General features: G+C 70.3%; 24 protein-coding genes. 15 read left to right on the forward strand and 9 right to left on the reverse strand.

Going from position 1 to position 23,417, the window contains the following annotated elements; translation table 11 throughout:
• Positions 1-38 precede the first annotated feature (38 nt).
• The gene (locus IEY69_RS02570) at positions 39-659 is read left to right on the forward strand and encodes an MBL fold metallo-hydrolase (protein WP_189071574.1); all 621 of its coding nucleotides are present in this window, start codon (positions 39-41) and stop codon (positions 657-659) included.
• A 74-nt stretch (positions 660-733) separates the two neighbouring features.
• Here the strand turns inward: IEY69_RS02570 and IEY69_RS02575 are convergent, their stop codons facing one another.
• Complete coding sequence (locus IEY69_RS02575; protein WP_189071575.1) at positions 734-1,903, reverse strand: BMP family ABC transporter substrate-binding protein; 1,170 nt, start codon at positions 1,901-1,903, stop codon at positions 734-736.
• A gap of 216 nt (positions 1,904-2,119) precedes the next feature.
• Here IEY69_RS02575 and msrP point away from each other — a divergent pair, with 216 nt between their 5' ends.
• Positions 2,120-3,121, forward strand: a complete 1,002-nt coding sequence (msrP, locus tag IEY69_RS02580) for a protein-methionine-sulfoxide reductase catalytic subunit MsrP (protein WP_189071576.1) — start codon at positions 2,120-2,122, stop codon at positions 3,119-3,121.
• 41 nt (positions 3,122-3,162) lie between these two features.
• On the forward strand, positions 3,163-3,750 hold the full coding sequence (msrQ, locus tag IEY69_RS02585) for a protein-methionine-sulfoxide reductase heme-binding subunit MsrQ (protein ID WP_505704913.1): 588 nt from the start codon (positions 3,163-3,165) through the stop codon (positions 3,748-3,750).
• Positions 3,751-3,961: 211 nt separating this feature from the next.
• Here the strand turns inward: msrQ and IEY69_RS02590 are convergent, their stop codons facing one another.
• The 6 genes from IEY69_RS02590 to hspR all read right to left on the reverse strand — a co-directional run bounded on the left by IEY69_RS02590 (position 3,962) and on the right by hspR (position 10,214).
• Entirely contained in the window at positions 3,962-4,606 is a 645-nt protein-coding gene (locus IEY69_RS02590; RefSeq protein WP_189071578.1) for a GNAT family N-acetyltransferase, read from the reverse strand.
• A gap of 71 nt (positions 4,607-4,677) precedes the next feature.
• Complete coding sequence (locus tag IEY69_RS02595; RefSeq protein WP_189071579.1) at positions 4,678-5,571, reverse strand: ABC transporter permease; 894 nt, start codon at positions 5,569-5,571, stop codon at positions 4,678-4,680.
• Between the two features lie 30 nt (positions 5,572-5,601).
• Positions 5,602-6,642 (reverse strand): ABC transporter permease, encoded by a 1,041-nt coding sequence (locus IEY69_RS02600; protein ID WP_229783570.1) that lies wholly within the window; start codon positions 6,640-6,642, stop codon positions 5,602-5,604.
• Positions 6,643-6,653: 11 nt separating this feature from the next.
• On the reverse strand, positions 6,654-8,228 hold the full coding sequence (locus IEY69_RS02605; RefSeq protein ID WP_229783571.1) for an ABC transporter ATP-binding protein: 1,575 nt from the start codon (positions 8,226-8,228) through the stop codon (positions 6,654-6,656).
• 318 nt (positions 8,229-8,546) lie between these two features.
• On the reverse strand, positions 8,547-9,386 hold the full coding sequence (locus IEY69_RS02610) for a metallophosphoesterase (protein ID WP_189071581.1): 840 nt from the start codon (positions 9,384-9,386) through the stop codon (positions 8,547-8,549).
• 93 nt (positions 9,387-9,479) lie between these two features.
• Positions 9,480-10,214, reverse strand: a complete 735-nt coding sequence (gene hspR / locus IEY69_RS02615; RefSeq protein WP_189071582.1) for a heat shock protein transcriptional repressor HspR, fused homodimer type — start codon at positions 10,212-10,214, stop codon at positions 9,480-9,482.
• 159 nt (positions 10,215-10,373) lie between these two features.
• Here hspR and IEY69_RS02620 point away from each other — a divergent pair, with 159 nt between their 5' ends.
• The 10 genes from IEY69_RS02620 to IEY69_RS02665 all read left to right on the forward strand — a co-directional run bounded on the left by IEY69_RS02620 (position 10,374) and on the right by IEY69_RS02665 (position 18,800).
• A complete protein-coding gene (locus tag IEY69_RS02620) occupies positions 10,374-11,744 on the forward strand; it encodes a dipeptidase (protein ID WP_189071583.1) in 1,371 nt (456 codons plus the stop codon).
• Positions 11,741-12,313, forward strand: coding sequence for a phosphoribosylglycinamide formyltransferase (gene purN, locus IEY69_RS02625; protein WP_189071584.1), 573 nt, complete (start codon positions 11,741-11,743; stop codon positions 12,311-12,313). The genes IEY69_RS02620 and purN overlap by 4 nt, the downstream gene beginning before the upstream one ends.
• Before the next feature lie 14 nt (positions 12,314-12,327).
• The gene (locus IEY69_RS02630; RefSeq protein ID WP_189071585.1) at positions 12,328-12,888 is read left to right on the forward strand and encodes a DUF402 domain-containing protein; all 561 of its coding nucleotides are present in this window, start codon (positions 12,328-12,330) and stop codon (positions 12,886-12,888) included.
• A gap of 135 nt (positions 12,889-13,023) precedes the next feature.
• On the forward strand, positions 13,024-13,521 hold the full coding sequence (gene prxQ / locus IEY69_RS02635; RefSeq protein WP_189071586.1) for a thioredoxin-dependent peroxiredoxin PrxQ: 498 nt from the start codon (positions 13,024-13,026) through the stop codon (positions 13,519-13,521).
• Positions 13,521-14,204, forward strand: a complete 684-nt coding sequence (rpiA, locus tag IEY69_RS02640; RefSeq protein ID WP_189072328.1) for a ribose 5-phosphate isomerase A — start codon at positions 13,521-13,523, stop codon at positions 14,202-14,204. The genes prxQ and rpiA overlap by 1 nt, the downstream gene beginning before the upstream one ends.
• 132 nt (positions 14,205-14,336) lie before the next feature.
• Complete coding sequence (locus IEY69_RS02645; RefSeq protein ID WP_189071587.1) at positions 14,337-15,371, forward strand: ABC transporter ATP-binding protein; 1,035 nt, start codon at positions 14,337-14,339, stop codon at positions 15,369-15,371.
• A gap of 50 nt (positions 15,372-15,421) precedes the next feature.
• Positions 15,422-16,171 (forward strand): ABC transporter permease, encoded by a 750-nt coding sequence (locus tag IEY69_RS02650; RefSeq protein ID WP_189072329.1) that lies wholly within the window; start codon positions 15,422-15,424, stop codon positions 16,169-16,171.
• 100 nt (positions 16,172-16,271) lie between these two features.
• A complete protein-coding gene (locus tag IEY69_RS02655; protein WP_189071588.1) occupies positions 16,272-17,060 on the forward strand; it encodes an ABC transporter permease in 789 nt (262 codons plus the stop codon).
• Positions 17,060-17,644, forward strand: coding sequence for a hypothetical protein (locus tag IEY69_RS02660; RefSeq protein ID WP_189071589.1), 585 nt, complete (start codon positions 17,060-17,062; stop codon positions 17,642-17,644). Before IEY69_RS02655 ends, IEY69_RS02660 begins: the two co-directional genes overlap by 1 nt.
• Before the next feature lie 73 nt (positions 17,645-17,717).
• The gene (locus tag IEY69_RS02665) at positions 17,718-18,800 is read left to right on the forward strand and encodes an NADH:flavin oxidoreductase/NADH oxidase (RefSeq protein WP_189071590.1); all 1,083 of its coding nucleotides are present in this window, start codon (positions 17,718-17,720) and stop codon (positions 18,798-18,800) included.
• Positions 18,801-18,945: 145 nt separating this feature from the next.
• Here IEY69_RS02665 and IEY69_RS02670 read toward each other — a convergent pair whose 3' ends face one another.
• On the reverse strand, positions 18,946-19,476 hold the full coding sequence (locus IEY69_RS02670) for a hypothetical protein (RefSeq protein ID WP_189071591.1): 531 nt from the start codon (positions 19,474-19,476) through the stop codon (positions 18,946-18,948).
• A gap of 194 nt (positions 19,477-19,670) precedes the next feature.
• Between IEY69_RS02670 and IEY69_RS02675 the strand changes: the two genes are divergently transcribed.
• Complete coding sequence (locus IEY69_RS02675) at positions 19,671-20,831, forward strand: MFS transporter (protein ID WP_189071592.1); 1,161 nt, start codon at positions 19,671-19,673, stop codon at positions 20,829-20,831.
• Positions 20,832-20,921: 90 nt separating this feature from the next.
• Here the strand turns inward: IEY69_RS02675 and IEY69_RS02680 are convergent, their stop codons facing one another.
• A complete protein-coding gene (locus IEY69_RS02680) occupies positions 20,922-21,971 on the reverse strand; it encodes an LLM class flavin-dependent oxidoreductase (protein WP_189071593.1) in 1,050 nt (349 codons plus the stop codon).
• Positions 21,972-22,137: 166 nt separating this feature from the next.
• On the opposite strand from IEY69_RS02680, the gene glcF reads away from it, so the two are divergent.
• Positions 22,138-23,415 (forward strand): glycolate oxidase subunit GlcF, encoded by a 1,278-nt coding sequence (gene glcF, locus IEY69_RS02685; RefSeq protein WP_189071594.1) that lies wholly within the window; start codon positions 22,138-22,140, stop codon positions 23,413-23,415.
• Positions 23,416-23,417 lie beyond the last annotated feature (2 nt).

The raw sequence follows: 23,417 nt of genomic DNA on the forward strand, positions 1-23,417 counted from the left end.
GGGACGTCCAGCGTACGCCGCGTGGCATCATCGGGCGCGTGAATGTGGAAGTCCGTCCCCTGTACGCGAACGTGTTCCTGCTGAGTGGTCCGGAGGGGCGCCTGCTGGTGGACAGTGGAGCGCTGTCGCATGTGCCCCGGTTCGCGGCGTTGCTGCGGGCCTTCCGGCCGGACGCGCTGCTGCTCACGCACGCGCATGTGGATCACGCGGGGAACGCGTTTCTGGCCGCGCGGGCGGGCGTTCCGGTGCTGGCGCACCCGCTAGAGCACCCGGCGCTGCTGGGGCAGTTGCACGACCTGCCGTACCCGGCGGGCTTTCCGGCCCTGGGCCGCGTGATCTCCCGCGCGCACCCGAAACTGCGCTCCGTGCAGGCTGCACTGCCGGGGCGGGACGTGCTGGGCTGGAGGGTGGTGCACCTGCCGGGGCACACGCCGGGGCAGGTCGGGATGCTGCGGGACGGGGTGCTGATCGCCGGGGACGCCGTGGTGGGTGGCCCGGACGGCGCGCACCTGCCCCGCGCGGCGTACAACCACGACCACGCGCAGGCGCTGGATACGCTCAGAGGCCTGCTGGACCTCGACCTGCGGGAGGTCTGGCCCGGACATGGCGGTCGCCTCATGCCCGAGCAGATCCGCGCCCGTGCCGAACGGGATGGTTGATGGTGAACAGTTGATGGTTGACGGAAGGGACCACGCCCCCTCCATCAACCATCGACTTTCAACCTTCTACCGCTTCACTTCTTGGGTTCGTCGGCGACCTGTCCGGTGACGCCCTGGGCGACCCAGGCCATGTTGTTCAGGTCGGCGATGCTGGCGACCTTCCCGGCGGGGACGCGCAGGATGCCGTTGCGGTCTTTGAGGGGGCCGGTGAAGGGGTCGAACTTGCCGCCCTTCTCCATGTCGGTCTTGAGGGCCATGACGCGGTCGTACACGGTGGTTTTCTTGCCGGCGACGGTGATGGTCTTGGCTTTCAGCGCGGGGACCCATTTGGGGTTGATGGCCATGCCGTCCTGCGCGCCGAGTTCGACGCTGCCGCCGCGCAGCAGGTTCCAGTAGTCGACCTTCTGGAGGTTCTTGGTAGTGTACGTGCCGGTGCGGACCTTGGTCAGGAAGTCGATGTAGATGCGCTCCCAGTGGACGAGCTGGCCGCTGACGACGTAGTCGGGCGCGAACTTGTACATGGGGGAGTAGTGGGCGAAGGACGGGATCTTGCGCGCGGCGGCGGTCTGCACGACGGTCGCGGTGTCTTCCGTGAAGGCCAGGGCGCCTGCCCCCTCGCTGATGAGGGCCTCGGCGGCTTCGCGGGCCTTGTTGGGGTCGAACCACGCGTTGATCCACTTGACGCTGACGGTCGCCTTGGGGTTCACGGCGCGGGCGCCGAGCGCGAAGGCGCTGATGTGCCGCTTGAGTTCGGGAACGGGGAACGCGGCGACGTACCCGAGCTTGTCGCTCTTGCTGACGGCGGCGGCCATCATGCCGTTCAGGTAGTAGATCTGGTAGAAGTCCGCCATGTACGTGGCCATGTTCGGGGCGCGTTTGAAGCCGCTGGCGTGCGCGAAGATCACGTTCGGGTACTTCTTCGCGGCGTCCAGCGTCTGGTCCATGAACCCGAAGGAGGTGGTGAAGATCACCTTGCAGTTGTCCTTGACCAGACGGTCGATGACGGGCGTCGCCTGACCTTCGGGCACGCTTTCCACGTACTTCGTTTCCAGCCAGGGGAGGGCCTTCTCGGTCTTCTTGCGGGCCTCGTCGTGGGCGTAGCTCCAGCCGATGTCGCCGACCGGGCCGACGTAGATGAAGCAGGCCTTGAGTTTGCCGGTCTGCTGGGCCTGCGCGGCGGGGCTGGCGGCGGTGCTCAGGAGTGCCAGGGACAGGGGCAGGACAGCGAGGAGTGCTTTCTTCATGGTGAACCTCCGGGGAAGGGGGTGAAGCCTGACTTCATTGTGCCTTCATTCTGTCGCGAAGGATAGGGACAGGATGACCAGATGCCCCGGCCTGCCCCGGAGAGGACTGGCCCGGATGTGCATTTTGTCGCGCTGACCGACGCTACCGTGCGCCGCGTGACAGTGCACTGAACCGAAACCGCTCAGGCTGCGTACACCTGTTCAGGAGGTTCACCCATGAGCGATCACCCCACCCCGCCCGACCACGCCGACCCGGACTCCGGCGAGCGCCGCATCCTGACGCCCGGCACCCCCAACCCCCGCCGGGAATTCCTGCGCAGCGCCGCCCTGTTCACCGCCACCGCGGGCGCGCTGGGCGGCGGCCTGGAACTCCTCACGCGCCGCCCCGGCGGTCCCGGCAGCGCCGAGGCGCAGGTCGCCGCCTTCACCCGCCCCGCCCGTCCGCTCGGGCCGTACGACACCAGCGAGGCCGTCACGCCCTACGCGCAGGCGACCTCCTACAACAACTTCTACGAGTTCGGGCTGGACAAGAGCGACCCCGCCCGCATGGCCGCCAGTCTGAAGACCCGCCCCTGGACCGTCCGCATCGACGGCGAGGTCCGCAAGCCCATGACCGTGGACATCGACACGCTGCAGGGCTGGTTCCCGCTGGAGGACCGCGTGTACCGCATGCGCTGCGTGGAGGGCTGGAGCATGGTCATGCCCTGGCTGGGCTTCCCGCTGGCCGCCCTGATCCGCCGCATGGAACCCACCAGCAAGGCGAAGTACGTGCAGTTCACGGCCCTGCTGGACCCCAAGCAGTTCCCCGGTCAGCGCCAGCCGGTCCTGAAATGGCCGTACGTGGAGGGCCTGCGCCTGGACGAGGCGCTGCACCCCCTGGCGTTCATGGCGGTCGGCCTGGACGGCCGGGTGCTGCCCGGTCAGAACGGCGCGCCGCTGCGACTGGCCGTCCCGTGGAAGTACGGCTTCAAGAGCATCAAGAGCGTCGTGCGCATCACCCTGACCGAGAAGCAGCCGCAGACCACCTGGGCGCTGGCGGCCCCGCAGGAGTACGGCTTCTACGCGAACGTGAACCCGGCCGTGCCACACCCCCGCTGGAGTCAGGCGACCGAACGCCGCATCGGTGAACTGGGCCGCCGCAAGACCCTCCCGTTCAACGGGTACGCCGAGCAGGTCGCGGGGCTGTACAAGGGCATGGACCTGCGGCGGTTCTTCTGACGACCTCAGGGGCGCCCCGCCGCCGCTCGCCCCTGGGCTGGCTGGTCCCGGCGGTCACGGTGGGCGGGCTGCTCCCGGCCGCCGTCCTGATCGCCGACGCCCTGAGCGGGCAGCTGGGCGCGAACCCCATTCAGCGTGCCACCCTGCAGACCGGACTGCTCACGCTGGCGCTGCTGGTGCTGTCGCTGGCCTGCACGCCGCTGCGCCTGCTGACCGGCTGGACGTGGCCCGCCCGCATCCGCAAGGCACTGGGCCTGCTCGCCTTTGCGTACGGCGTGCTGCACTTCCTGATCTACCTGCTGGACCACTCCTTCGACCTGACCCTGATGACCGAGGACGTCCTGAAACGTCCGTTCATCACCGCCGGATTCACCGCGCTGCTGCTGCTCGTCCCACTGGCGCTGACCAGCACGCCCCGCGCCGTGAAACGCCTCGGCTTCCAGCGCTGGACGCGCCTGCACCAGCTGGCGTACGTGGCCGTCAGCCTGGGCGCCCTGCACTACTACTGGGGCGTGAAGAAGGACCACACCCAGCCGCTGATCTACGCCGCCGTGATCGCCGCGCTGTTCGCCGTGCGCCTGCTCCGCCGGTCCCCCGCCCGGCGGGCCGCGTCCGCGCGGACGCGCTGACAGCGTTCTTCAGTTTCGTTGAAGGGCCAAGGACACGCCCTTCAACTCCACTTCCAACCGCTGTTGTTTGCGGCTTCTCGCTCTGCTCCGCAGCTCTGAGAGTCCGCTCGTTTCAGGTGTGCTCAGGGAACCCCTCAGTTCACCTGAAAACCGCTGTGAGGGCGGCACAACCAGAGAATGCGGCGCTTCAGGGCCACACCTCGTCCTGCATTCAGAGGTCCAGCAGGTCCGGGCGGCTCAGGTCCAGGGTCATCACGACCTGCGTGGCGGCCCGCCCCAGCCACGGGGTCCACAGGGGCGTGGCACGCCTGTGGGCCACCTGAAACCCCACCTTGCGGTACAGGCCCAGCGCCGCCGCGTTCTCGGTGGTGGTGGACAGCTGCACGCCGGGAACCCCCGCGCCCGCCAGGGTCCGCAGGTGCGCCCGCAGAAGGCGCTCGCCCAGCCGGTGGCCCCGCGCGTCCGGCAGGAGGTTCAGGTGCAGGTGCGCCGGGAACCGGACCGGGTCTGCCTGCGGCGCGTGCCACAGCGCCGCGCGGCCCAGGTACGGCAGGCAGCCCAGCAGGCCCCACGTGGGCAGGGCCGCCAAGATCTCCGGCGCGGCCCGGCGTAGCCCCTGCTGATACAGGTTCCCGTCCGGGGCGCCCAGGACATACCCGACGATCTGCCCGTCCACCTCGGCGACGAATCCCGCGAACCCCGCCCCACGGAAGTACGCGGCCACCCACAGCGCCCGGAACAGCCCCGGAGCGGGAAAGTACACCCGGGCACTCTGCCCGAAGAAACCCGTCCCGAACGCGATGTCGCCCACGGCCCGCTGATCGGACGGCTGCACGGGACGCACGATTGCGGTCATGACCCCAACTGTACGCGGCAGAGACGCAGGCCCGGTCGAGGAGTGACCGGGCCTCCACGCTGAAGCTGGGGTCAGCGTTCGCCGCGCACGTACGCGCGGCCCAGCGCGGCGGGGGCGTCCCCGGCCTGCCCACGCACGCCCGCCAGGGCCAGCACGACGAGCACGAGGATGAACGGCATGGCGCTGAACACCTCGGTGGGGACGTTGCTGTTCCCCTGCAGGCGGAACTGCAGGTAGTACAGGAACCCGAAGAACAGCGCCCCGGCGATGGCACGCAGGGGCCGCCAGCCGACGAAGATCACGAGTGCCACGGCGATCCAGCCCAGGCCGTTCGTCATGTTGTCCGCCCACGAGGACCGGTACGACAGGGCCAGGAACGCGCCCGCCAGTCCGGCCAGCGCGCCGCCGCCCAGCACGGCCAGCACGCGCGTCAGGCCGACATTCACGCCCAGCACGTCCGCTGCCGCCGGGTTCTCCCCGACCGAGCGCAGGGTCAGGCCGCTCCGCGTGGCGTTCAGCCAGAAGGCCAGCAGGCCCGCGAGGATCAGCGCGGCGACCGTGAACGGACTGATCGTGAAGCTGCCCAGCGTCCAGTCGGGCACCTTGTTGAAGAGTGGCAGCCCCTCGAACTTCTTGCCGAGTAGGCCCGCCGCGCCCGTCCCGATCAGGGCCAGAGCGAGGCCGCTGACGAACTGGTTGGCGCGCAGCGTAACAGTAGCGAACGCGTGCAGCAGCGACAGGGCCGCGCCCGCCAGCATGGCCGCCCCGACCGCCACCCACAGGTTCGCGTCCGGGCTTTTCGAGGCCACGGCGAACGCGGCGAGCGCGCCGACGGCCATCAGGCCCTCCACGCCCAGGTTCACGACCCCGGCGCGTTCGTTCAGGATCGCGCCCAGGCACGCGAGCAGCAGCGGCGTTCCGACCGCCAGGGCGCGCACCAGCGCCTCGATGACAATGCTATCCATGCAGGACCTCGGTGGGGGAGAGAGGGCGGCTCACGCGCGGCCCCACTGGACGCGGTGGCGGACGAACACCTCGGAGGCAATCAGGCACAGCAGGATCACGCCGCTGAAGATGTCCACCACGCGGAACGGGAGGTTCAGGTCGATCTTCAGCAGGTCCCCGCCCGCCAGGATCACGCCCATCAGCGGCGCGGTGATCAGGCACAGCGCCGGGTTCCCGCGCGCCAGCCACGCGACGATCACGGCCGTGAAGCCGTACCCGAGGCTGATCTGACTGGCTTCCAGGAGGCGGTGGTGGATGCCCGCCACCTCGCCCGCGCCCGCCAGTCCGGCCAGCCCCCCGGTGAGCAGGGCGACCAGCGTGGCGACCCGCGTGCTGCTCAGGCCCGCGTAGTGCGCCGCGCCGGGGTTCTCGCCCACGACGCGCAGCGCGTACCCGAACGTCGAGCGGGTCAGGAGCCACTGCAGGCCCAGCGCCAGCGCGACGCCCAGCAGCAGCGTCGGCCAGTGCACCTGCGTGCCGCTGAACGTGGGCAGCCACGCGCCCTGCGGGAAGTTGTCGGTGTAGATGTACCCGCGCACGTCCTTGCCCTTCCACGGCCCGGTGATCAGGTACGTGACCAGCGCCACCGCGATGTAATTCAGCATCAGGGTAGAGAGGATCTCGTTCACGTTCACGCGCCGCAGCGCCGCCGCCACGAGCGCCCACAGGCCCCCGCCGACGAAGCCCGCCACGAACACCGCCGGGATCAGCAGCGCGCCCGGAACGGGCAGGAACAGCGCCGTGCCCGCCGCGAACACCGCGCCCAGCAGCAATTGCCCCTCCGCGCCGATGTTGAAGAACTGCGCGCGGAACGCCAGCGCCAGCCCCGCCCCGATCAGGAGCAGCGGAATGGTGCGCCGCCCCACCTCGGCCAGACCGGTCGGGTCGCCCAGCGTGCCGCGCAGCATCGTGCCGTACACCGCCGCCGGGGACTGCCCGGCGAACACGAAGATCAGCGCGCAGATCAGCAGCGCCACCACCACCGACGCCACCGTGACGAGCGCCGTGCGCGCCGCCGATGGGGCCGTCATCGCCATGAACCTCACGCGACCACCCCATTCTGAGTCGGTCCCTGATCTGCGCCCGGAATGCTGTGCGGGTGCGCGCCGCCCATCAGCAGGCCCAGGGACTCGCGCGTCACCTCGGCCACCGGCAACGGCCCCAGCAGCGAGCCGCCCACCATGACCGCCACGCGGTCCGACAGGCTCAGCAGCTCGTCCAGATCCTCACTGACCAGCAGCACGCCCGCGCCGTCGCCCGTGCGGTCCAGCAGCACGCGGTGCACCTGATCGGTCGCGCCGATATCCAGCCCGTACGTGGGATGCACCGCCAGGATCAGCTTCGGCTGCCCGGCCAGTTCCCGCGCCAGGATCAGCTTCTGGATGTTCCCGCCCGACAGCAGCCGCGTGGGCGTGTGAATGCCCGGCGTCGCCACCGCGTACGCCTCGACCTCGCGCCGCGCCCGCTCGTCCGTCGCCGCAAGGTCGCGCGCCAGTCCCCGCGCCAGCGGGGGCCGCTCGAAGTCCCGCAGCGCAAGGTTCTCCGCGACCGTCATGCTCGGCACCGTGCCGCTGTGAATGCGGTCCTCGGGAATGTGCGCCACGCCCGACCGGAAGCGCGCCGCCGCGTCCCCCGTCAGCGCCTGACCGTCCAGCGTGACCGACCCGGTCGCCGCGTGCAGCCCGGCCAGGACCTCCACCAGTTCACTCTGCCCGTTCCCGGCGATCCCGGCCACGCCGAGTACCTCGCCCCGGCGCAGCTCGAAGCTCACGCCGCGCAGCGCGGGCAGGCCACGCGCACCCTGCGCACTCAGGTCCCGCACGCTCAGCAGCGCGCCGGCGTCCGGACCGGGACCGCCCGCGCGCTTGCGGGTGAAGTCCACGCTGCGGCCCACCATCAGCTCCGCGAGGCTCTCACGGGTCGCGCCCTGCGTCGGCACGCCCCCGACGACCTTGCCGCGGCGCAGGACCGTCACGCGGTCCGCGACGGCCAGCACCTCGTCCAGCTTGTGCGAGATGAAGATCAGGCTGCGCCCGTCCGCCTTCAGTTCGCGCATCACACGGAACAGGCCCTCGGCCTCCTGCGGTGTCAGCACGCTGGTTGGCTCGTCGAGGATCAGCACCCGCGCGCCGCCCAGCAGCGCCCGCACGATCTCCACGCGCTGCTTCTCGCCCGGCGACAGGTCCGACACGCGTGCGTCCGGGTTCACCTCCAGCCCGTACCGCGCGGACAGCTCACGCACCTGCCCCGCCACGCGCCGCGCCGGGAACAGCCCGCCCACGCGGCCCAGCGCCAGATTCTCCGCGACCGAGTGCCGCGAGACCAGCAGCGGATGCTGCGGCACCAGCCCGATCCCGAGCCGCCGCGCCTGCGCCGGACTGCCGATCCGCACCGGCTGCCCCGCCAGTTCCACCGCGCCCTCGTCCGGCTGGTACAGGCCGTACAGGATCGAGATCAGGGTGCTCTTGCCCGCGCCGTTCTCGCCCAGCAGGGCCAGCACTTCACCCGCGTGAACAGTCAGGTCCACCGCGTCGTTCGCGACCACACCGGGAAAACGTTTCGTGATGCCGCTCAGCCGCAACGCGGGCGGCCCGGCAGATTCATGGGTTCGGTCCACAGTCCATCCTTTCACCGGGGCGGGCACCTGCCCAGCCGGTCCCATCACGGGACCTTCAACCGGCGTGCCGCCAGCCTACCGGACCCCGACCGCCCGGCCCCCCAGACCCCCACACAGGACCGCCCGACACGGCGGCCGGGCGGAGACGAAAACTCAGCGCTCACCGCGGCTTCCAGTTCCACCCCAGGGCCAACACCACGGCCCTGGGTGCCACTTCCAACCGCTGGTGTTGTCAGGTGCTCGCTCTGCGGCGCTGCTCTTCGAGTCCGCTCGTTCAGGAGTATCGAAGGGCACCTTCAATACTCCCGAATTCTGCGGTCAGTACACCGGGCCGCCGTTCGGGAACGACACGACCTCCGCGATGCCCTGCGGATTCAGCCGCGCGATGAACCCGGCGTCCTCGCGGTACGCCATGCCGCTGTCCATCGCCACGCACAGGCGGTTCGCGTACGGAATCGGCGCGCCGGCCCCCAGCGTCGGGCCGTGCAGCGCCTCGTCCAGCAGCACGTACACCGGCGTGTGCCCATGCACGATCCGCTCCCCGCCGAACATCGACAGGGTCCGCCGGGCCTTCACCTCACCCTCGCCCAGCGAGAACGCCATGCGCTCCGTGAACCAGTTCAGGAACAGCCCCCACTCGTCCGCGTCCGGATTCGCCAGGATGCGCGACACCTCCGAGTTCACCTCGTCCAGCGTGGTGCCCATCCGCAGGTACATCAGACTGTCCGCGTGCACCATCAACCACCCGTGCGACGCCGCCATCGCCGGACGTGACGACAGCCAGCCCAGGTCGCTGGGTTCCAGCAGGTCCGCGTCCCGCGTCTGCCCGCCGTTGTCCAGCCAGTACTCCCGGAAGCCCATGCGGTCATGCGGGTCCTGATTCCGGAACACCAGCGCCGCCAGGAACATCACCTCGTGATTGCCGAGCAGGGCCGTGACCTGCCCGCCGACCTCCTGCGCCTGCACCTCCAGGCTGCGGATCAATCGGATGACTTCCAGCCCGTTCGGCCCGCGGTCCAGGTAATCCCCCAGGAACACCAAGTGCGTGTCCCCGGCCGTCCAGGCGCCGTCGAAGTCGATCAGGCCCGCGCGCAGCAGCAGGGCGCGCAGCTTGTCATACGCACCGTGAATGTCCCCCACCACCCACAGGGGCCTCATGGGAACACCAGATCAGAACCGGAACCGACGCGCACGCCCAGCAGAATACGGCGCCGGGCGCGGGCGTGCATGGGAGGATGCCGGAATCGCCGGTCAGTCCTGATCCGAATCCTCCCCGTCCCCGTGCAGTCCGTCCACGTCGCCCTGCGGGAGGGTGCGCCACTTCGTCATGCGCTCCGTGATGTCCTCCTGGATGCGCCGCACGTTGCTTTCCAGCCCGGCGCGCGTGGAATCCAGTTGGTGGCGCAGGCGCATGATCTCCTCGACCCCGGCGAGGTTCACGCCGAGTTCCTGCGTCAGGCGGCGGATCTCGCGCAGGTGCTCGATGTCGCGTTCGCTGTACAGGCGGGTCTTGCCGCTGCTGCGCCCCGGGCGGATCAGCTGCTTGCGTTCGTACAGGCGCAGCGTCTGCGGGTGCATGTCCACCAGTTCCGCCGCGATGCTGATCACGTACACCGGCCGGTCACGCGGATCGATGCGGCCGTCCACGCCCGGCAGCGCGTCCGGCCGCTGTGCCTGCTCCCGCAACTCGGACTCGATGCGTTCGATCTCCGCCTCGAACTCGCCCTGCATGTCGTCCAGCTCGTGCTGCAGGCGCATGACCTCCTCGACGCCCGCGAGGTTCACGCCCAGTTCCTGCGTCAGGCGGCGGATCTCCCGCAGGTGCTCGATGTCACGTTCGCTGTACAGGCGGGTCTTGCCGCTGCTGCGCCCCGGACGGATCAGGCCCTTGCGTTCATACAGGCGCAGCGTCTGGGGATGCATGTCCACCAGTTCCGCCGCCACGGAGATCACGTACACGGGCCGGTTTTTCGCGTCGCTGGGCATACCTTCCCTTGAGTATACGGGAAGCAGTGTTTCTGAGACCGTGCCGCGAAGAGGTTCTGGGCCGCGCGAGGCAGAAGGCGTGAGAACCCAGTGCGCCGCACCCGACCCGCAGCCGTCCATCCCGGACGCCCCCAGCCCGGCAGCCCGTATCATCCCCCCATGACCACGCCTGATCTGAGTGCCCTGCTCGACCGTGACCGCGCCAACGCGGAGCTGTTCGACCTGCTGCGCATCCCCTCCGTCAGTGCCGACCCCACCCGCAAGGCCGACATGGCCGCCACCGCCGAGTTCCTGCGCGACAAACTGGCGGACCTGGGCTTCACGGCCCGCATCGACCCGACCGCCGGGCACCCCGTCGTGTACGCCGAGCGCCTGAACGCCCCCGGCAAACCCACCGTGCTGATCTACGGCCACTACGACGTGCAACCCGAGGCCCCCCTGGAGGAGTGGGTCACGCCGCCCTTCGAACCCACCGTCCGCGACGGGCGCATCTACGCGCGCGGCAGCACCGACGACAAGGGCCAGGCGTACGCGCACGTCAAGGGCGTCGAACTGCTGCTCACGCAGGGCGAACTGCCCGTCAACGTGAAGTTCCTGCTGGAAGGCGAGGAGGAGATCGGCAGCCCCAACCTCGAACCGTACCTGCGTGACCACGCCGAGGAACTCAGGGCCGACGTGATCGTCATCAGCGACGGGAGCCGCTTCGCGCCCGACGTGCCCACCATCACCTACGGCGTGCGCGGCCTCAGCTACGTCGAGATTCACGTCCAGGGCGCCAACCGCGACCTGCACAGCGGCAGCTACGGCGGCGCCGCTCCCAACCCCATCAATGCCCTGGCGGAGATCATCACGCGCCTCAAGGACGACCAGGGCCGCGTCACCATCCCCGGTTTCTACGACGGCATCGACGACCTGACCGACACCGAACGCCAGATGTGGGCCGACCTGCCCCACGACGACGCCGAATTCGCCGCCAGCATCGGCGTGCCCGCCCTGCCCGGCGAACACGGTTACACCACCCTGGAACGCCTGTGGGGCCGCCCCACCCTCGACGTGAACGGCATCTGGGGCGGCTACCAGGGCGAAGGCAGCAAGACCGTCATCGCCGCCAAGGCCGGCGCGAAGGTCAGCATGCGCCTCGTCCCCGGACAGGACCCCGAACGCATCACGGGGCTGATCAGCGAGTACGTGCCCACCCTCGCGCCCGCAGGAACCACCGCCGTCGTTCACCCCCACCACGGCGGCCGACCCTTCAAGTTCGACCTGAACAGCCCCTACAACCTCGCCGCGAACCGCGCCCTGAAACGCGTCTTCGGCCGTGAAGCCGTGTTCGCCCGCACCGGCGGGAGCATCCCGATCGTCGCCGCGTTCAACGACCTGCTGCACGCCCCGGTCCTGTTCGTGGATCTCGGCCTGAACGAGGACGCCCCCCACAGCCCCAACGAGAGCTTCGCCGTCAGCGACTACCACAACGGCATCCTCACCAGCGCGTACCTGCTGCAGGAACTCGGCGCGAATACCGCCGAATGAAGCTCGGCTTCCTCGCCTCGCACGGCGGCAGCGCCGCGCGGCACCTCGTCGAGGCGTGCCGCGCAGGCCACCTGAACGCCACGCCCGTCGCGCTGGTCAGCAACAACAGCCGCTCCCCGGCCCTCGCCTGGGCACGCGACGCAGGCCTCACGACCGCGCACCTCAGCAGCGCCAAGTACCCCGACCCGGACGCCCTGGACGCCGCCATCCTCGACGTCTTCGTCAGCGCGGGCGCGGACACACTCGTCCTCAGCGGCTACATGCGTGAGATCGGCCCGCGCGTCCTGAACCACTTCGCGGGCCGCCTCGTGAACATCCACCCCAGCCTCCTGCCCCGCCACGGCGGACGCGGCATGTACGGCGACCGCGTCCACGAGAGCGTCCTCGCCAGCGGCGACACCGAGAGCGGAGCCACCGTTCACCTCGTCACTGCCGGCATCGACGAAGGCCCCATCCTCGCGCAGGCCCGCGTGCCCGTCCTGCCCGGCGACGACCTCGCCAGCCTCAAGGCCCGCGTGCAGGCCACCGAAGGCGACCTCATGCTGCGCGCCGTCCGGAGCCTCGGGTAGGACGGGGGAGGGGCATGAAACGGAAAGTCTTCGACCTGAGCGGCTGGGCGCGCGTCACCCGGCACACCCAGACCGTCCTGCACGTCCCCGGACACGTGATCGTGGATTTCGTCGCGCACGAGGTCATCCGGCCCCTCGACGTGCCCATCCCCGGAGGGGACGGCCTGCGCCGAGTCCTAGACAGCGGGTACCGCTGGGTCCGCGCCCACCCCACCACCGGGGAGGGCACGCCCGGCAGCGCCCTGACCGTGCAACTCGACGCAGCCGGGCGACCCGTGCAGTACTACATCGACCTGCACGGCGGCGAAGGCTGGCACGACAGCGGGCCCCCCTGGCACGACGACCTGTACCTCGACGTGATCGGCCACCCCGCCGAACACGACCCCTGGGTGATCGACGCGACCGGCATCATTGACGGGGACGAACTCGACGACGCCGTCAACCAGGGCCTCGTCACACCCGCCCAGGCCGACGCCACCTGGACGCACGCCCGGCAGGTCGAAGCTCAACTCCAGGCGGGCACCTACCCACCCGTACACGTCCTCAAGCGCTACCTGGAAGACCCGTACACCTGACCCCGCACCCCGCAACTGCCGCGCCCGCCAAACCTGCGGAGCGCGGCAGTTCTTTCCCTGGGTATTTGTGTCGCCAGCCTCGTGACACCTGTGCGGGCTGGACACGCTCCTGCTGGGGCGCGCTAGGCTGGGCGCATGAGTGATTCGGTGCAGGTTCCGGTGGTGGGGGAGGAGTTCCCGGCGTTCACGTTGATGGACGCGGCGGGGCAGGCGCATTCGCTGCCTGATTTCGCGGGGCGGTACGTGGTGCTGTACGTGTACCCGAAGGACGACACGCCGGGGTGCACGCAGGAGGCGTGTGATTTCCGGGATAACGCGCTGCTGCGCGAGCATGGCGCGGCGATTCTGGGTGTGAGTGCGGATGACGCGGACAGTCACGCGCGGTTCGCGGAGAAGTTCAGCCTGCCGTTCCCGCTGCTGAGTGATCCGGGCGCGGCGTTCCTGCGGTCCATCGGGTCGTATGGCACGAAGAACATGTACGGGAAGGTCACGGAGGGCATCAAGCGGCAGACGTTCCTGATCGGCCCGGATGGTCGGCTGGTGAAGTCGTGGCTGGCAGTGAAGGTGGACGGGCACGCGGACCACGTGGCGGCCGCCATCGAGAAGGATCGCGCGGCGAAGGGCGTGAAGTGATGGATCTGGAGGCGTTGAAGCGCGAGGCGGCCCTGCGCGCCGTGGCCCTCGTGAAAAGTGGGGACCGGGTGGGCCTGGGGACGGGCAGCACTGCGAAGTACGCCATCGAGGAGATCGGCCGGAAACTCGCGGCGGGTGAGCTGACGGGCGTGGTGGGCGTGGCGACCAGCGAGGCGAGTGACGTGCTGGCCCGGCAGGTGGGCATTCCCGTGGAGCCGCTCGATCCGCGTCCGCTGGATATCGCGATTGACGGTGCGGACGAGATCGCGCCGAACCTCGACCTGATCAAGGGTCTGGGCGGGGCGCTGCTGCGCGAGAAACTGACGGAGGTGCAGGCGCGGCGGTTCATCGTGATCGCCGACCACACGAAACTGGTGGAGCACATCGGCGAGAAGTCGGCGCTGCCTATCGAGATCGCCCGCTTCGGGTTCCTGAGCACCATCGAGCGCCTGCGCGCCATCCTCCCGTCGGGGCGGTTGCGGCAGCCCGGCGCGCAGCCGTACGTGACGGACAACGGGAATTACATCTTCGATGCGCAGATTCCCGCCGGGACGGACATCGCGGCGCTGGAACGCCAGTTGAAGGGCACGCTGGGCGTCGTGGACACCGGACTGTTCCTGGGCATGGCCGAGCGGGCCTTCGTGGCCGCCCCGGACGGCGTGACCGAACTGACGCCCCGCTGAAAGCCACGTCGCCTCCTTACGCTCCTCCCCCTTGAGTGGGGAGGCCGGGAGGGGGTGCTTCCCTGACCACCCGTTACGCGTTCTGGCGTAGCGGGTGGCGTGCGTTTGGCTGCTGGCGTACCCTGGGTGATCATGACGGGTGATCGGGGTGGGGCGGGGGACGCGGCGGTGCGGGTGCGGGACCTGCGCAAGGGGTACGTGGTACACGAGAAGGAACCGGGGTTCCTGGGGAGCCTGCGGTCGTTCGTGAGCCGTAGGTCGCACGTGGTGGAGGCGGTGCGCGGCGTGTCGTTCGATCTCGCGCCGGGCGAGGTGGTGGGGTTCCTGGGGCCGAACGGGGCGGGGAAGACCACGACGCTGAAGATGCTGTCGGGCCTGCTGCACCCGTCTGGCGGGGAGGTGCGCGTGGCGGGCTTCGAGCCGGGGCGGCGGGAGAACGCGTTCCTGCGGCAGATCACGCTGGTGATGGGGCAGAAGCAGCAGCTGATCTGGGACCTGCCGGCGCTGGATTCGTTCCTGGTGAATCAGGCGATCTACGAGATCCCGGACGCGCAGTTCCGGGCGACGATGGCGGAGTTCACGGAGGTGCTGGGTCTGGAGGGCATCCTGAAGAAGCAGGTGCGGAAGCTGTCGCTGGGCGAACGCATGAAGTGTGAGCTCGCGGCGGCGCTGCTGCACCGCCCGAAGGTGCTGTTCCTGGATGAGCCGACGATCGGGCTGGACGTGAACATGCAGGAGTCGGTGCGGGCGTTCGTGCAGGACTACAACGCTCGGTACGGGGCGACGGTGATGCTCACGAGTCATTACATGGCGGATGTGACGGCCCTGGCCCGCCGCATCCTGGTGATCGACCGGGGCGAGGTGGTGTTCGACGGGGATCTGGCGCGGCTGGCCGAGCAGGGCGGCGGCGGGAAGACCGTGCGCCTGCAACTGCGCCGCCCCGCGACCGCCGAGGAGCTGGGCCGCTTCGGGTCGGAGGTGCGCGTGGACGGCCTGAGCGCCGAATTGACGGTGCCGCGCGCGCTGGTCAGCGAGCGGGCGGCGGCGCTGCTGGCGGAACTGGACGTGGCGGACCTGACGGTGGAGGACCCGAGCATCGAGAGCGTGATGGCGTCCCTGTTCGGCGCGCGGGCCGGTCAGCCGGAACGCACCCCGGAGCCCGCGTGAGGGCGCTGGCGTTCAAGGCGCGGGTGCTGTTCGCCACGCGCTTCGCGGAGATGGCCGAGTACCGCGCCGAGGTCGTCATCTGGATGCTGTCGGGCACGCTGTCCCTGGTCATGATGCTCGTGTGGATGGCGCAGGCCGCCGCCGCGCCCGGCGGGCAGATCCGCGGGTACAGCGCGCCGGAGTTCGCCACGTACTTCCTGTCCACATGGCTGGTCTCGCAGCTGCTGGTCGTGTGGGTGTCGCACGAACTGGACTTCCAGATCCGGCAGGGGACCCTCTCGCCGCAGCTGCTGCGCCCGGTGGACCCCATGTGGCTGCACGTCGCGTCGCACGTTGCGGAGCGGCTGGTGCGGATCGTGCCGCTGCTGGCCCTGGTGGGCGTGTTCACGTGGCTGTCCGGCGCTTCGTTCACCCGCGAGTGGTGGGCGTACCCGGCGGCCCTGGGACTGGCGGCTCTGGGCTTCAGCGTGCGGTTCCTGTACGAGTACGCCATCGGCCTGCTGGCCTTCTGGACCGAGAGCAGCGCGTCCTTCCAGGAGGTCGTGTGGCTGGTGTACGCCGCGCTGGGCGGCATGTTCGCGCCCCTGGCCTTCTACCCCGAATGGGTGCAGCGCGTGGCCGTCTGGACGCCGTTCCCGTACATGCTGGGCCTCCCCGCACAACTCCTGGCCGGAAAGGCGACGCTGGCCCAGGCCGGGCGCGGCGCGCTGGTGCTCCTCGTGTGGCTCGCAGTGTTCTGGGTGGTCCGCCTGATCGTCTGGCGCGTCGGCCTCCGCAAATACGGCGCGGTCGGCGCATGAGGGGGGACGTTGAAGGTCGAACGTTGATGGTTGAAAGAGTACCTCTGCGGTTTATCCATCAACTATCTACCATCAACCATCACCCTACCCAGAGGGCTCCGTGAGGCGGTACCTGCGCCTGGTGCGCATCTTCGTGGGGGCGACCCTGTCGGCGCAGCTGGAGTACCGTGCGAATTTCCTGGGTGCGGTGCTGGCGAGTCTGGGTGAGGTGGGGGTGGCGCTGCTGGGGATCAGCATCCTGTTCGGGCAGCCGGGCGTGACGGAGGTGGGGGGCTGGTCGTTCCGGGAGGCGCTGCTGGTGACGGGCTTCTTCATGCTGACCGAGGGGGTGATCAGCGTGTTCATCCAGCCGAACATGTCGAAGATCGCCGAGGCCGTGCGGACCGGGAACATGGATTTCACCCTGCTGAAGCCGATTGACGCGCAGTTCAACGTGAGTACCCGGAACCTGAACGTGCTGCGCTTCCCGGACCTGCTGATCGGGCTGGGCCTGATCGGGTACGCGGCGTCCGGGCTGGTGGTCACGCCGGGCGGGGTGCTGGCGGCGCTGGTGTTGTACGGGTCGGCGGTGGTGATCGTGTACTGCATCTACCTGGGCCTGAGCACGACGGCGTTCTGGTTCGTGAAGACGCAGAACGTCACGGAACTGTTCAGCGGGGTGTTCGGCGCGGCGCGATTCCCGGTGGCGGCGTTCCCGGTGCCGGTGCGGTTCGTGCTGACGTTCGTGCTGCCCGTGGCGTTCATCACGACGGTGCCCGCGCAGGCGCTGACGGGCGCGCTGGGTGGGGGGCTGGCGCTGGCGTCCCCGCTGATCGCGGCGGCGCTGTTCCTGGCCACCCGCTGGTTCTGGCGGTACGCGGTGGCGAGCTACACGAGCGCGAGCAGCTGATGGCGGACCTGTCGGCCCGCTGGGCGGCGCTGGGCCTGCTGAGTCCCCGCTCGCAGCCCCTGCCGGAGGGCGCGCGGGCGCGGCTGGTGCACCTGGCGGAACTGCGGGATATCGGTGGTCCCAGCGAGGCCGCGCGGGCCGGGGCGGAGTTCGCGGGGGAACGCTGGTTCAGGGGGGACCTGCTGGGCGTGCGCCCCTGGCTGGTCCCCGACACCCCCGCGCGGGAGGTCGTCGCGTCGGTGCTGCCCGCCGAGTGGACGGGCTTCCTGGCCCTGCTGGGCGAATACGGCCCGTGGGTGTACGCGCCGGACGTCCGGGCGTTACAGGAGCTCTCCGGGTCGTACTCGGCCCTCGTAACGGCGGCCCGCAGCGCGTCCGAGGCGGAGGTGCTGCTCGCCGCAGAGCGCAGCCTCACCCTCGGGGCGCACCGGACGCTGCTGGTGCGGCTGGAGGCGACCCCCTACCGGCAGCCCACCCGTAGCGGGGTGACTGCCGACGGGCTGCACGACCTCGAAACCGCCTTCTGGACGCTCGCCGGGACACTGGCGGCGCAGGCGCACGCGCGCTGGCAGGCGCGGCACTGAACGCAACTGTCTCAGGGTCGGGTGAACAGCGCGGGACTGGCAGGACCCGGGCCGTCAGGCCTAGATTCGTCGTATGCCTGACGGCCCCCTCCTGTTCCAGCCGCTGAAACTCCGCAGCGTGACCCTGCCCAACCGCGTGGTGGTGTCCCCCATGTGCATGTACTCCGCTCAGGGTGGCCTGGCGAACGACTTCCACCTCGTGCACCTGGGCCAGTACGCGCTGGCCGGGACGGGCCTGATCATCGCCGAGGCGACCGCCGTCAGCCCGGAGGGCCGCATCAGCCCCGAGGACCTGGGCCTGTGGGAGGACCGGCAGATCACTCCGCTGGGCCGCGTGACGGACTTCGTGCACGCGCAGGGCGGATTGATCGGCGTGCAGCTGGCGCACGCGGGCCGCAAGGCCAGCACCTACGCTCCCTGGCGTGGCCGGGGCGCCGTCCCGATCGAGCGGGGCGGCTGGGACGTGATCGGCCCGGACGCCACCCCCTACAGCGACGCCTTCCCCCAGCCGCACGCCATGACGGAAGAGGACATCGAGAGGGTGACCGAGGATTTCCGCCAGGCCGCGCGCCGCGCCGAGATCGCGGGCTTCGACGTGGTCGAGATCCACGCTGCGCACGGGTACCTGCTGCACCAGTTCCTGTCACCTCTGGCGAACACCCGCACCGACGGGTACGGCGGCACCTTCGAGAACCGCACCCGCTTCGTGCTGGAGGTCACCCGGGCCGTGCGCGAGGTCTGGCCCCGCCACAAGCCCCTGTTCGTGCGCCTGAGTGCCACCGACTGGGCGCCCGGCGGCTGGGACGAATCGCAGACGGTCGTCCTGGCTGGCCTGCTCGCCCGTGAGGGTGTGGACGTCCTGGACCTCAGCAGTGGCGGCCTGACCGCGGCGCAGCAGATCACGCTCGCACCCGCCTATCAGGCGCCGTTTGCCGCGCAGGTCAGAGCGGCCGTGCCGGACCTGACCGTCATGACGGTCGGCATGATCGACACGCCGGAGCGCGCCGAGGGACTCCTGCAGAACGGCGACGCCGACCTGATCGCCCTGGCCCGCCCGGTGCTGGGTGACCCGCACTGGGTGCAGGCCGCTGCGCGCGACCTGGGCGGCACGCTGGAGGTCGCCGCCCCGTACCAGCGTGGTACCCGCACCACCTGACCGTCAATCCTCGCCGCAGGCATCAGCGGCCCTGAGAGATTCCCTCCAGGCCGCTGACGTGAAGGGCACAGCGGAGTGCTCCAGGGGCCAAGCCGTGCGGTCGAGGGGCGTGCCGTGTGCCCTTCGGCGCAACGGAGCCTCGCGATCAGGCGGACTTCGGCAGGCGCCGCTCGAACACCAGGCCGCGCGGCGTGCCGGCCAGCACCACCGGACTGAACACCCGCGTCCCCTGCAGCGAGAGACGCACGTGTCCGGGCGCATCGGTCCGTTCGACCGCCGCAGCGACCGCCGCCATCACCCACCCCTGCTGCGCCCCCAGAATGCTGGCCGCCAGTTCCGCCTCGCCGGACGTGAGTTCCAGACTGATGATCGCCGCGTGAATCTGTGGCCGTGCGGGCTGAATCGCACCTGGCTCGTGAAGCGCCCGTCCGACCAGCGTCCAGTGGCCCGCCATGCGCATCAGCGTCACCGACGGAATGCCGCGCAACTCACCCAGGTCGTGGCTCAGCGCCTCCGCGCCGGGCGTGGCGACCAGCATGTCCACCTCCGACAGGACGCTGCTGAAGAACTCCGCGACACTCAGACGGTCACGGTTCGACAGAACCGACAGGCGGGCCCGAACAGCCTCGGCACTGGGGAGAATGTCGGCAATGGCGGTGCGGAACTGATCGGGCATGCGGTACTCCTCCGGCCAGACACCACGCCAGCGACGGGCCCCTGTGGGTCCAGCGTACCGGCGGCAGTCTGACAACCCTGGCACATCGCAGGACCGGGCCGTTCACGATTCGTTCAGGCTCCGGGGGCAGACCGGCCCGCACCCTGGGACGGAGCAGACCGCCCACCGGGGATCACGGCGTAGGGTGGCAGGGTATGCAGGCCACCCTGAGCACCACCCGCCACGCCGCCGCGATTGCGGTGGCCGTGACCGCCGGGCACTTCATCAACGACGCGTACAGCGCCATGCTCACGCCCCTCACGCCCGCGCTACAGGCCAAGTACGGGGTCAGCATCGCTGCCGTGACCTTCCTGGGCAGCGTGTATTCCCTGACGAGCAGCGTCCTGCAGCCTGTGCTGGGCATCCTCGGCGAGCGCCTCGACCGCCGATACGCCGCCGCGCTCGGCCCGCTGATGACTGGCATCGGCCTGACCCTCATGGGTTTCGTGCCGTGGTTCGGGGCGCTCGTGCTGCTTGTGGCCGTGGCGGGCTTCGGCAGCGGCTTCTTCCACCCCGCAGGGGCCGCGTACGTCGCGCAGCACAGCCCCCCCGACAAACGGGGCCTGTGGGCCAGCCTGTTCAGCGCGGGCGGCACGGCGGGCATGGCCCTCGGCCCCGTGTTCGCGGGCGTGGGCCTCACGCACCTGCCGTGGTTCGCGCTGATCGGCGTCGTCATCGCCGCCATCACGTTCGCCGTCACGCCCAGCGGCGTGCAGAAAGCCAAACGTATCCCCCTGCGCGACTACGCGGGCATCTTCCGGGGGCCCCTCGTGTGGCTGTGGGCCATGGCGGTCCTGCGCTCGCTGGCCAGCATGGGCTACAACGCCATGCTGCCGTTCATGCTCATCGCCCGCGGTTACGGCACGCGTGAGGTCGCCCTCACCCTCGCCGTGTACTCCGTCGCCAGTGCCATCGGCGGCATCGTCGGCGGCCGCCTCAGCGACCGCGTGGGCCGCGTGACCGTCCTGCGCGGTGCGATCCTCACCACCATCCCCTTCTTCGCACTGCTGATCCTCTCCAGCCCCGCCAACTGGTGGTTCTACCCCCTGACATTCATCGTCGGCGCCGCCGTGAACGCCAGCATCCCCGTCGGCGTCGTCACCGCGCAGGAATACGCCCCCGGACACGTCGCCGTCGCCAGTTCCATCATGATGGGCTTCTCGTGGGGTTTCGCGGGCCTCCTCGTGTTCCTCGTCGGTGCGCTGGCCGACGCCACCAGCCCCACCACCGCCGCCCTCGCCGCGCTGAGCCTCCTGATCCCCAGCGCGATCATCGCCGCGCGCCTCCCGGAACCGCAGAAGGTGCAGTTCAGCTGACCGGCGGCCGGGCCTGATATGGACTTCATCTGACAGAAGGGTGGATTCTGAGATATTTCTCAGGACCCACCCTTCTCCGTCCCCGCCTTGTCAGGCGGGCGCGACTTCCCGAGCTTCCTGCGCGCGGACGGCTTCCATGACGAGCTTCAGGGACGCGCGGCGCTGGGCGGGGTCGGGGATGTTCAGGCTGATGATGAGTTCGTCGGCGGCGGTGTCGCGGGCCAGGGCGTGCAGGCGAGCGGCGACGGTGGCGGGGTCGCCGATGATGGCGCGCCGCCGCATGGAGTCGGCCAGCGCGCGTTCCTGCGGGGTGTACGGGTAGGCTTTGGCTTCGGCGACGGTGGGGTAGGGGGCGCTCTCGCCGCGCGTGAGGCGCAGGAACATCAGGCCGAGCGGGAGGCTGAGTTCCTCGGCTTCCTCGGCGGTGGGGGCGGTGACGACGCTCGCAGCGACGATCACGCGTGCCTCGGGGAACGCTTCGGAGGGTTCGAAGGCGCGGCGGTACGCGTCGGCGGCGGCGCGGGCCTGCGCGGTGTCCGGGTTGATGTGCCACGCGAACGCCAGCCCCGCCCCGGCCCTGGCGGCGACGTGCGCGCCGTAGCCGCTGCTGCTCAGGATCCACAGCGGCGGGAACAGGCCCTCGCCCGCCGGGGCCGCCACCGTGCCTGCGAAGGGGTGCCCGGCCGGGTACTGCCCGGTGCCGAAGGCGATCAGGTCCGCGAGTTGCCGCTCGAAGGACTCCTCCATCAGCCCCTGTGCTCCTCGCAGGGCGCGGGCGGTGCGGCCATCCGTGCCCGGGGCGCGGCCAAGGCCCAGGTCCACCCGGTCGGGCGCGAGGGCCGACAGCAGCCGGTAGCCTTCCGCGACGGCCAGCGGCGCGTGGTTGGGGAGCATCACGCCGCCCGAACCCAGGCGGATGCGACTGGTGCGCTGCGACGCGGCGGCCAGCACCGCCAGTGGCACGCTGGACGCCAGCGCGCCCATGTTGTGGTGTTCCGCTACCCAGTAGCGCGCGAACCCGGCGTCCTCGGCGGCCTTCGCGTACGCCAGCGCCGCCTCGACCGACTCGGCGGCGCTGGACCCCAGCGGCACGGGGACAAGGTCGAGCACGGACAGCGGCAGGGGAGAGGACACACTCATGCCCGGCAGTGTGCGCCCCTCCGCGCGGGAAAAAGCTGCGCGTGCTCACGAACCCCGCGCCGTGTTTCCCGGCGGGGAACAGCTTCATCTGGCTAGTCGTCTGCGCCGCCGCGTTCCGCCTGTCCCGGCCACCCGCCTCTATCCTGTGCCCCATGAGCGTGGCTGCATGAACAACGACATTCCCGTGCAGGCCCTGGGCGGCCAGGGCGAGGTGATGGCGCACGCCGTGGACGCCTGCGTGCACTGCGGCTTCTGCCTGCCCGCCTGCCCCACGTACGCGCTGCTGGGCGACGAGATGGACAGCCCCCGCGGCCGCATCGTGCTGATGAAGGAGGTGCTCGAAGGTGGCCTGCCGCTGGCGGACGCCGCGCCGCACCTCGACCGCTGCCTGGGCTGTCAGGCGTGCGTGACCGCCTGCCCCAGCGGCGTCCCGTACGGCGAACTGATCACGGCGTTCCGCGGCTGGAGTGAACCTCAGCGTCAGCGCAGTGCGTTCGCCCGCTCGAAACGCTGGGCGATCCTCAAGGCCCTGCCCGCACCGAAGCTGTTCAGCGTGGCGGCGCGCGTGGGGCAGTTCGCCAAGCCGCTCGCGCCGGTGCTGCCCGCCGCGCTGCGCGGCCCGCTGGACCTGCTGCCGGAATCCGTGCCCGCCATGCAACCCAGCGCGAAGGTCACACCCGCGCGCGGCGTGCAGCGGGGCCGGGTGGCGTTCCTGGTCGGGTGCGCGCAGCAGGCGCTCGCGCCGAACTTCAACGCGGCGACCCTGCGCGTCCTGGCCCGCAACGGCATCGAGGTCGTCATTCCCGACGGGCAGGGCTGCTGCGGCGCCGCCGCGCTGCACACCGGCGCGCGGGACGAGGCGCTGAAACTGGTGCGCGCGAACCTCGACGCCTTCAACCCCGACGATTTCGACGCGATCCTCTCGAACGCCGCCGGGTGCGGCGCGGGCCTCAAGGAATACCCGATGGTCCTGCACGGCGAACCCGACGAGACCCGCGCGAAAGCCTTCGCGGCGAAGGTCATGGACATCAGCGAGTACCTCAACACGCTGCTCCAGAACGGCGAACTCGAACCCCCGGTCCCGGCCAGCCGCCCGCTGACCGTCGCGTACCACGACGCCTGCCACCTCGCCCACGCGCAGGGCGTCCGCGCCGCCCCCCGCGCCCTGCTGCGCGCCATCCCCGGCGTGAGCGTGCTGGAAGTCCCGGAAGGCGACCTCTGCTGCGGCTCGGCCGGCACGTACAACCTCGAACAGCCCGAACTCGCCGGGCAACTTGGCGCGCGCAAGGCGAAGAACATCCTCTCCACCACGGCCGACCTGATCGCCAGCGGGAACATCGGCTGTCACACCCAGATCCAGAGTCACGTGCGCCGCCAGGGCAGCCCCACGCCCGTCCTGCACACCATCGAGATCCTCGACCGGGCGTACCGGGGGGAACTGTGAGG

The organism is Deinococcus sedimenti, from assembly GCF_014648135.1.
GTDB classification, from domain to species: domain Bacteria; phylum Deinococcota; class Deinococci; order Deinococcales; family Deinococcaceae; genus Deinococcus; species Deinococcus sedimenti.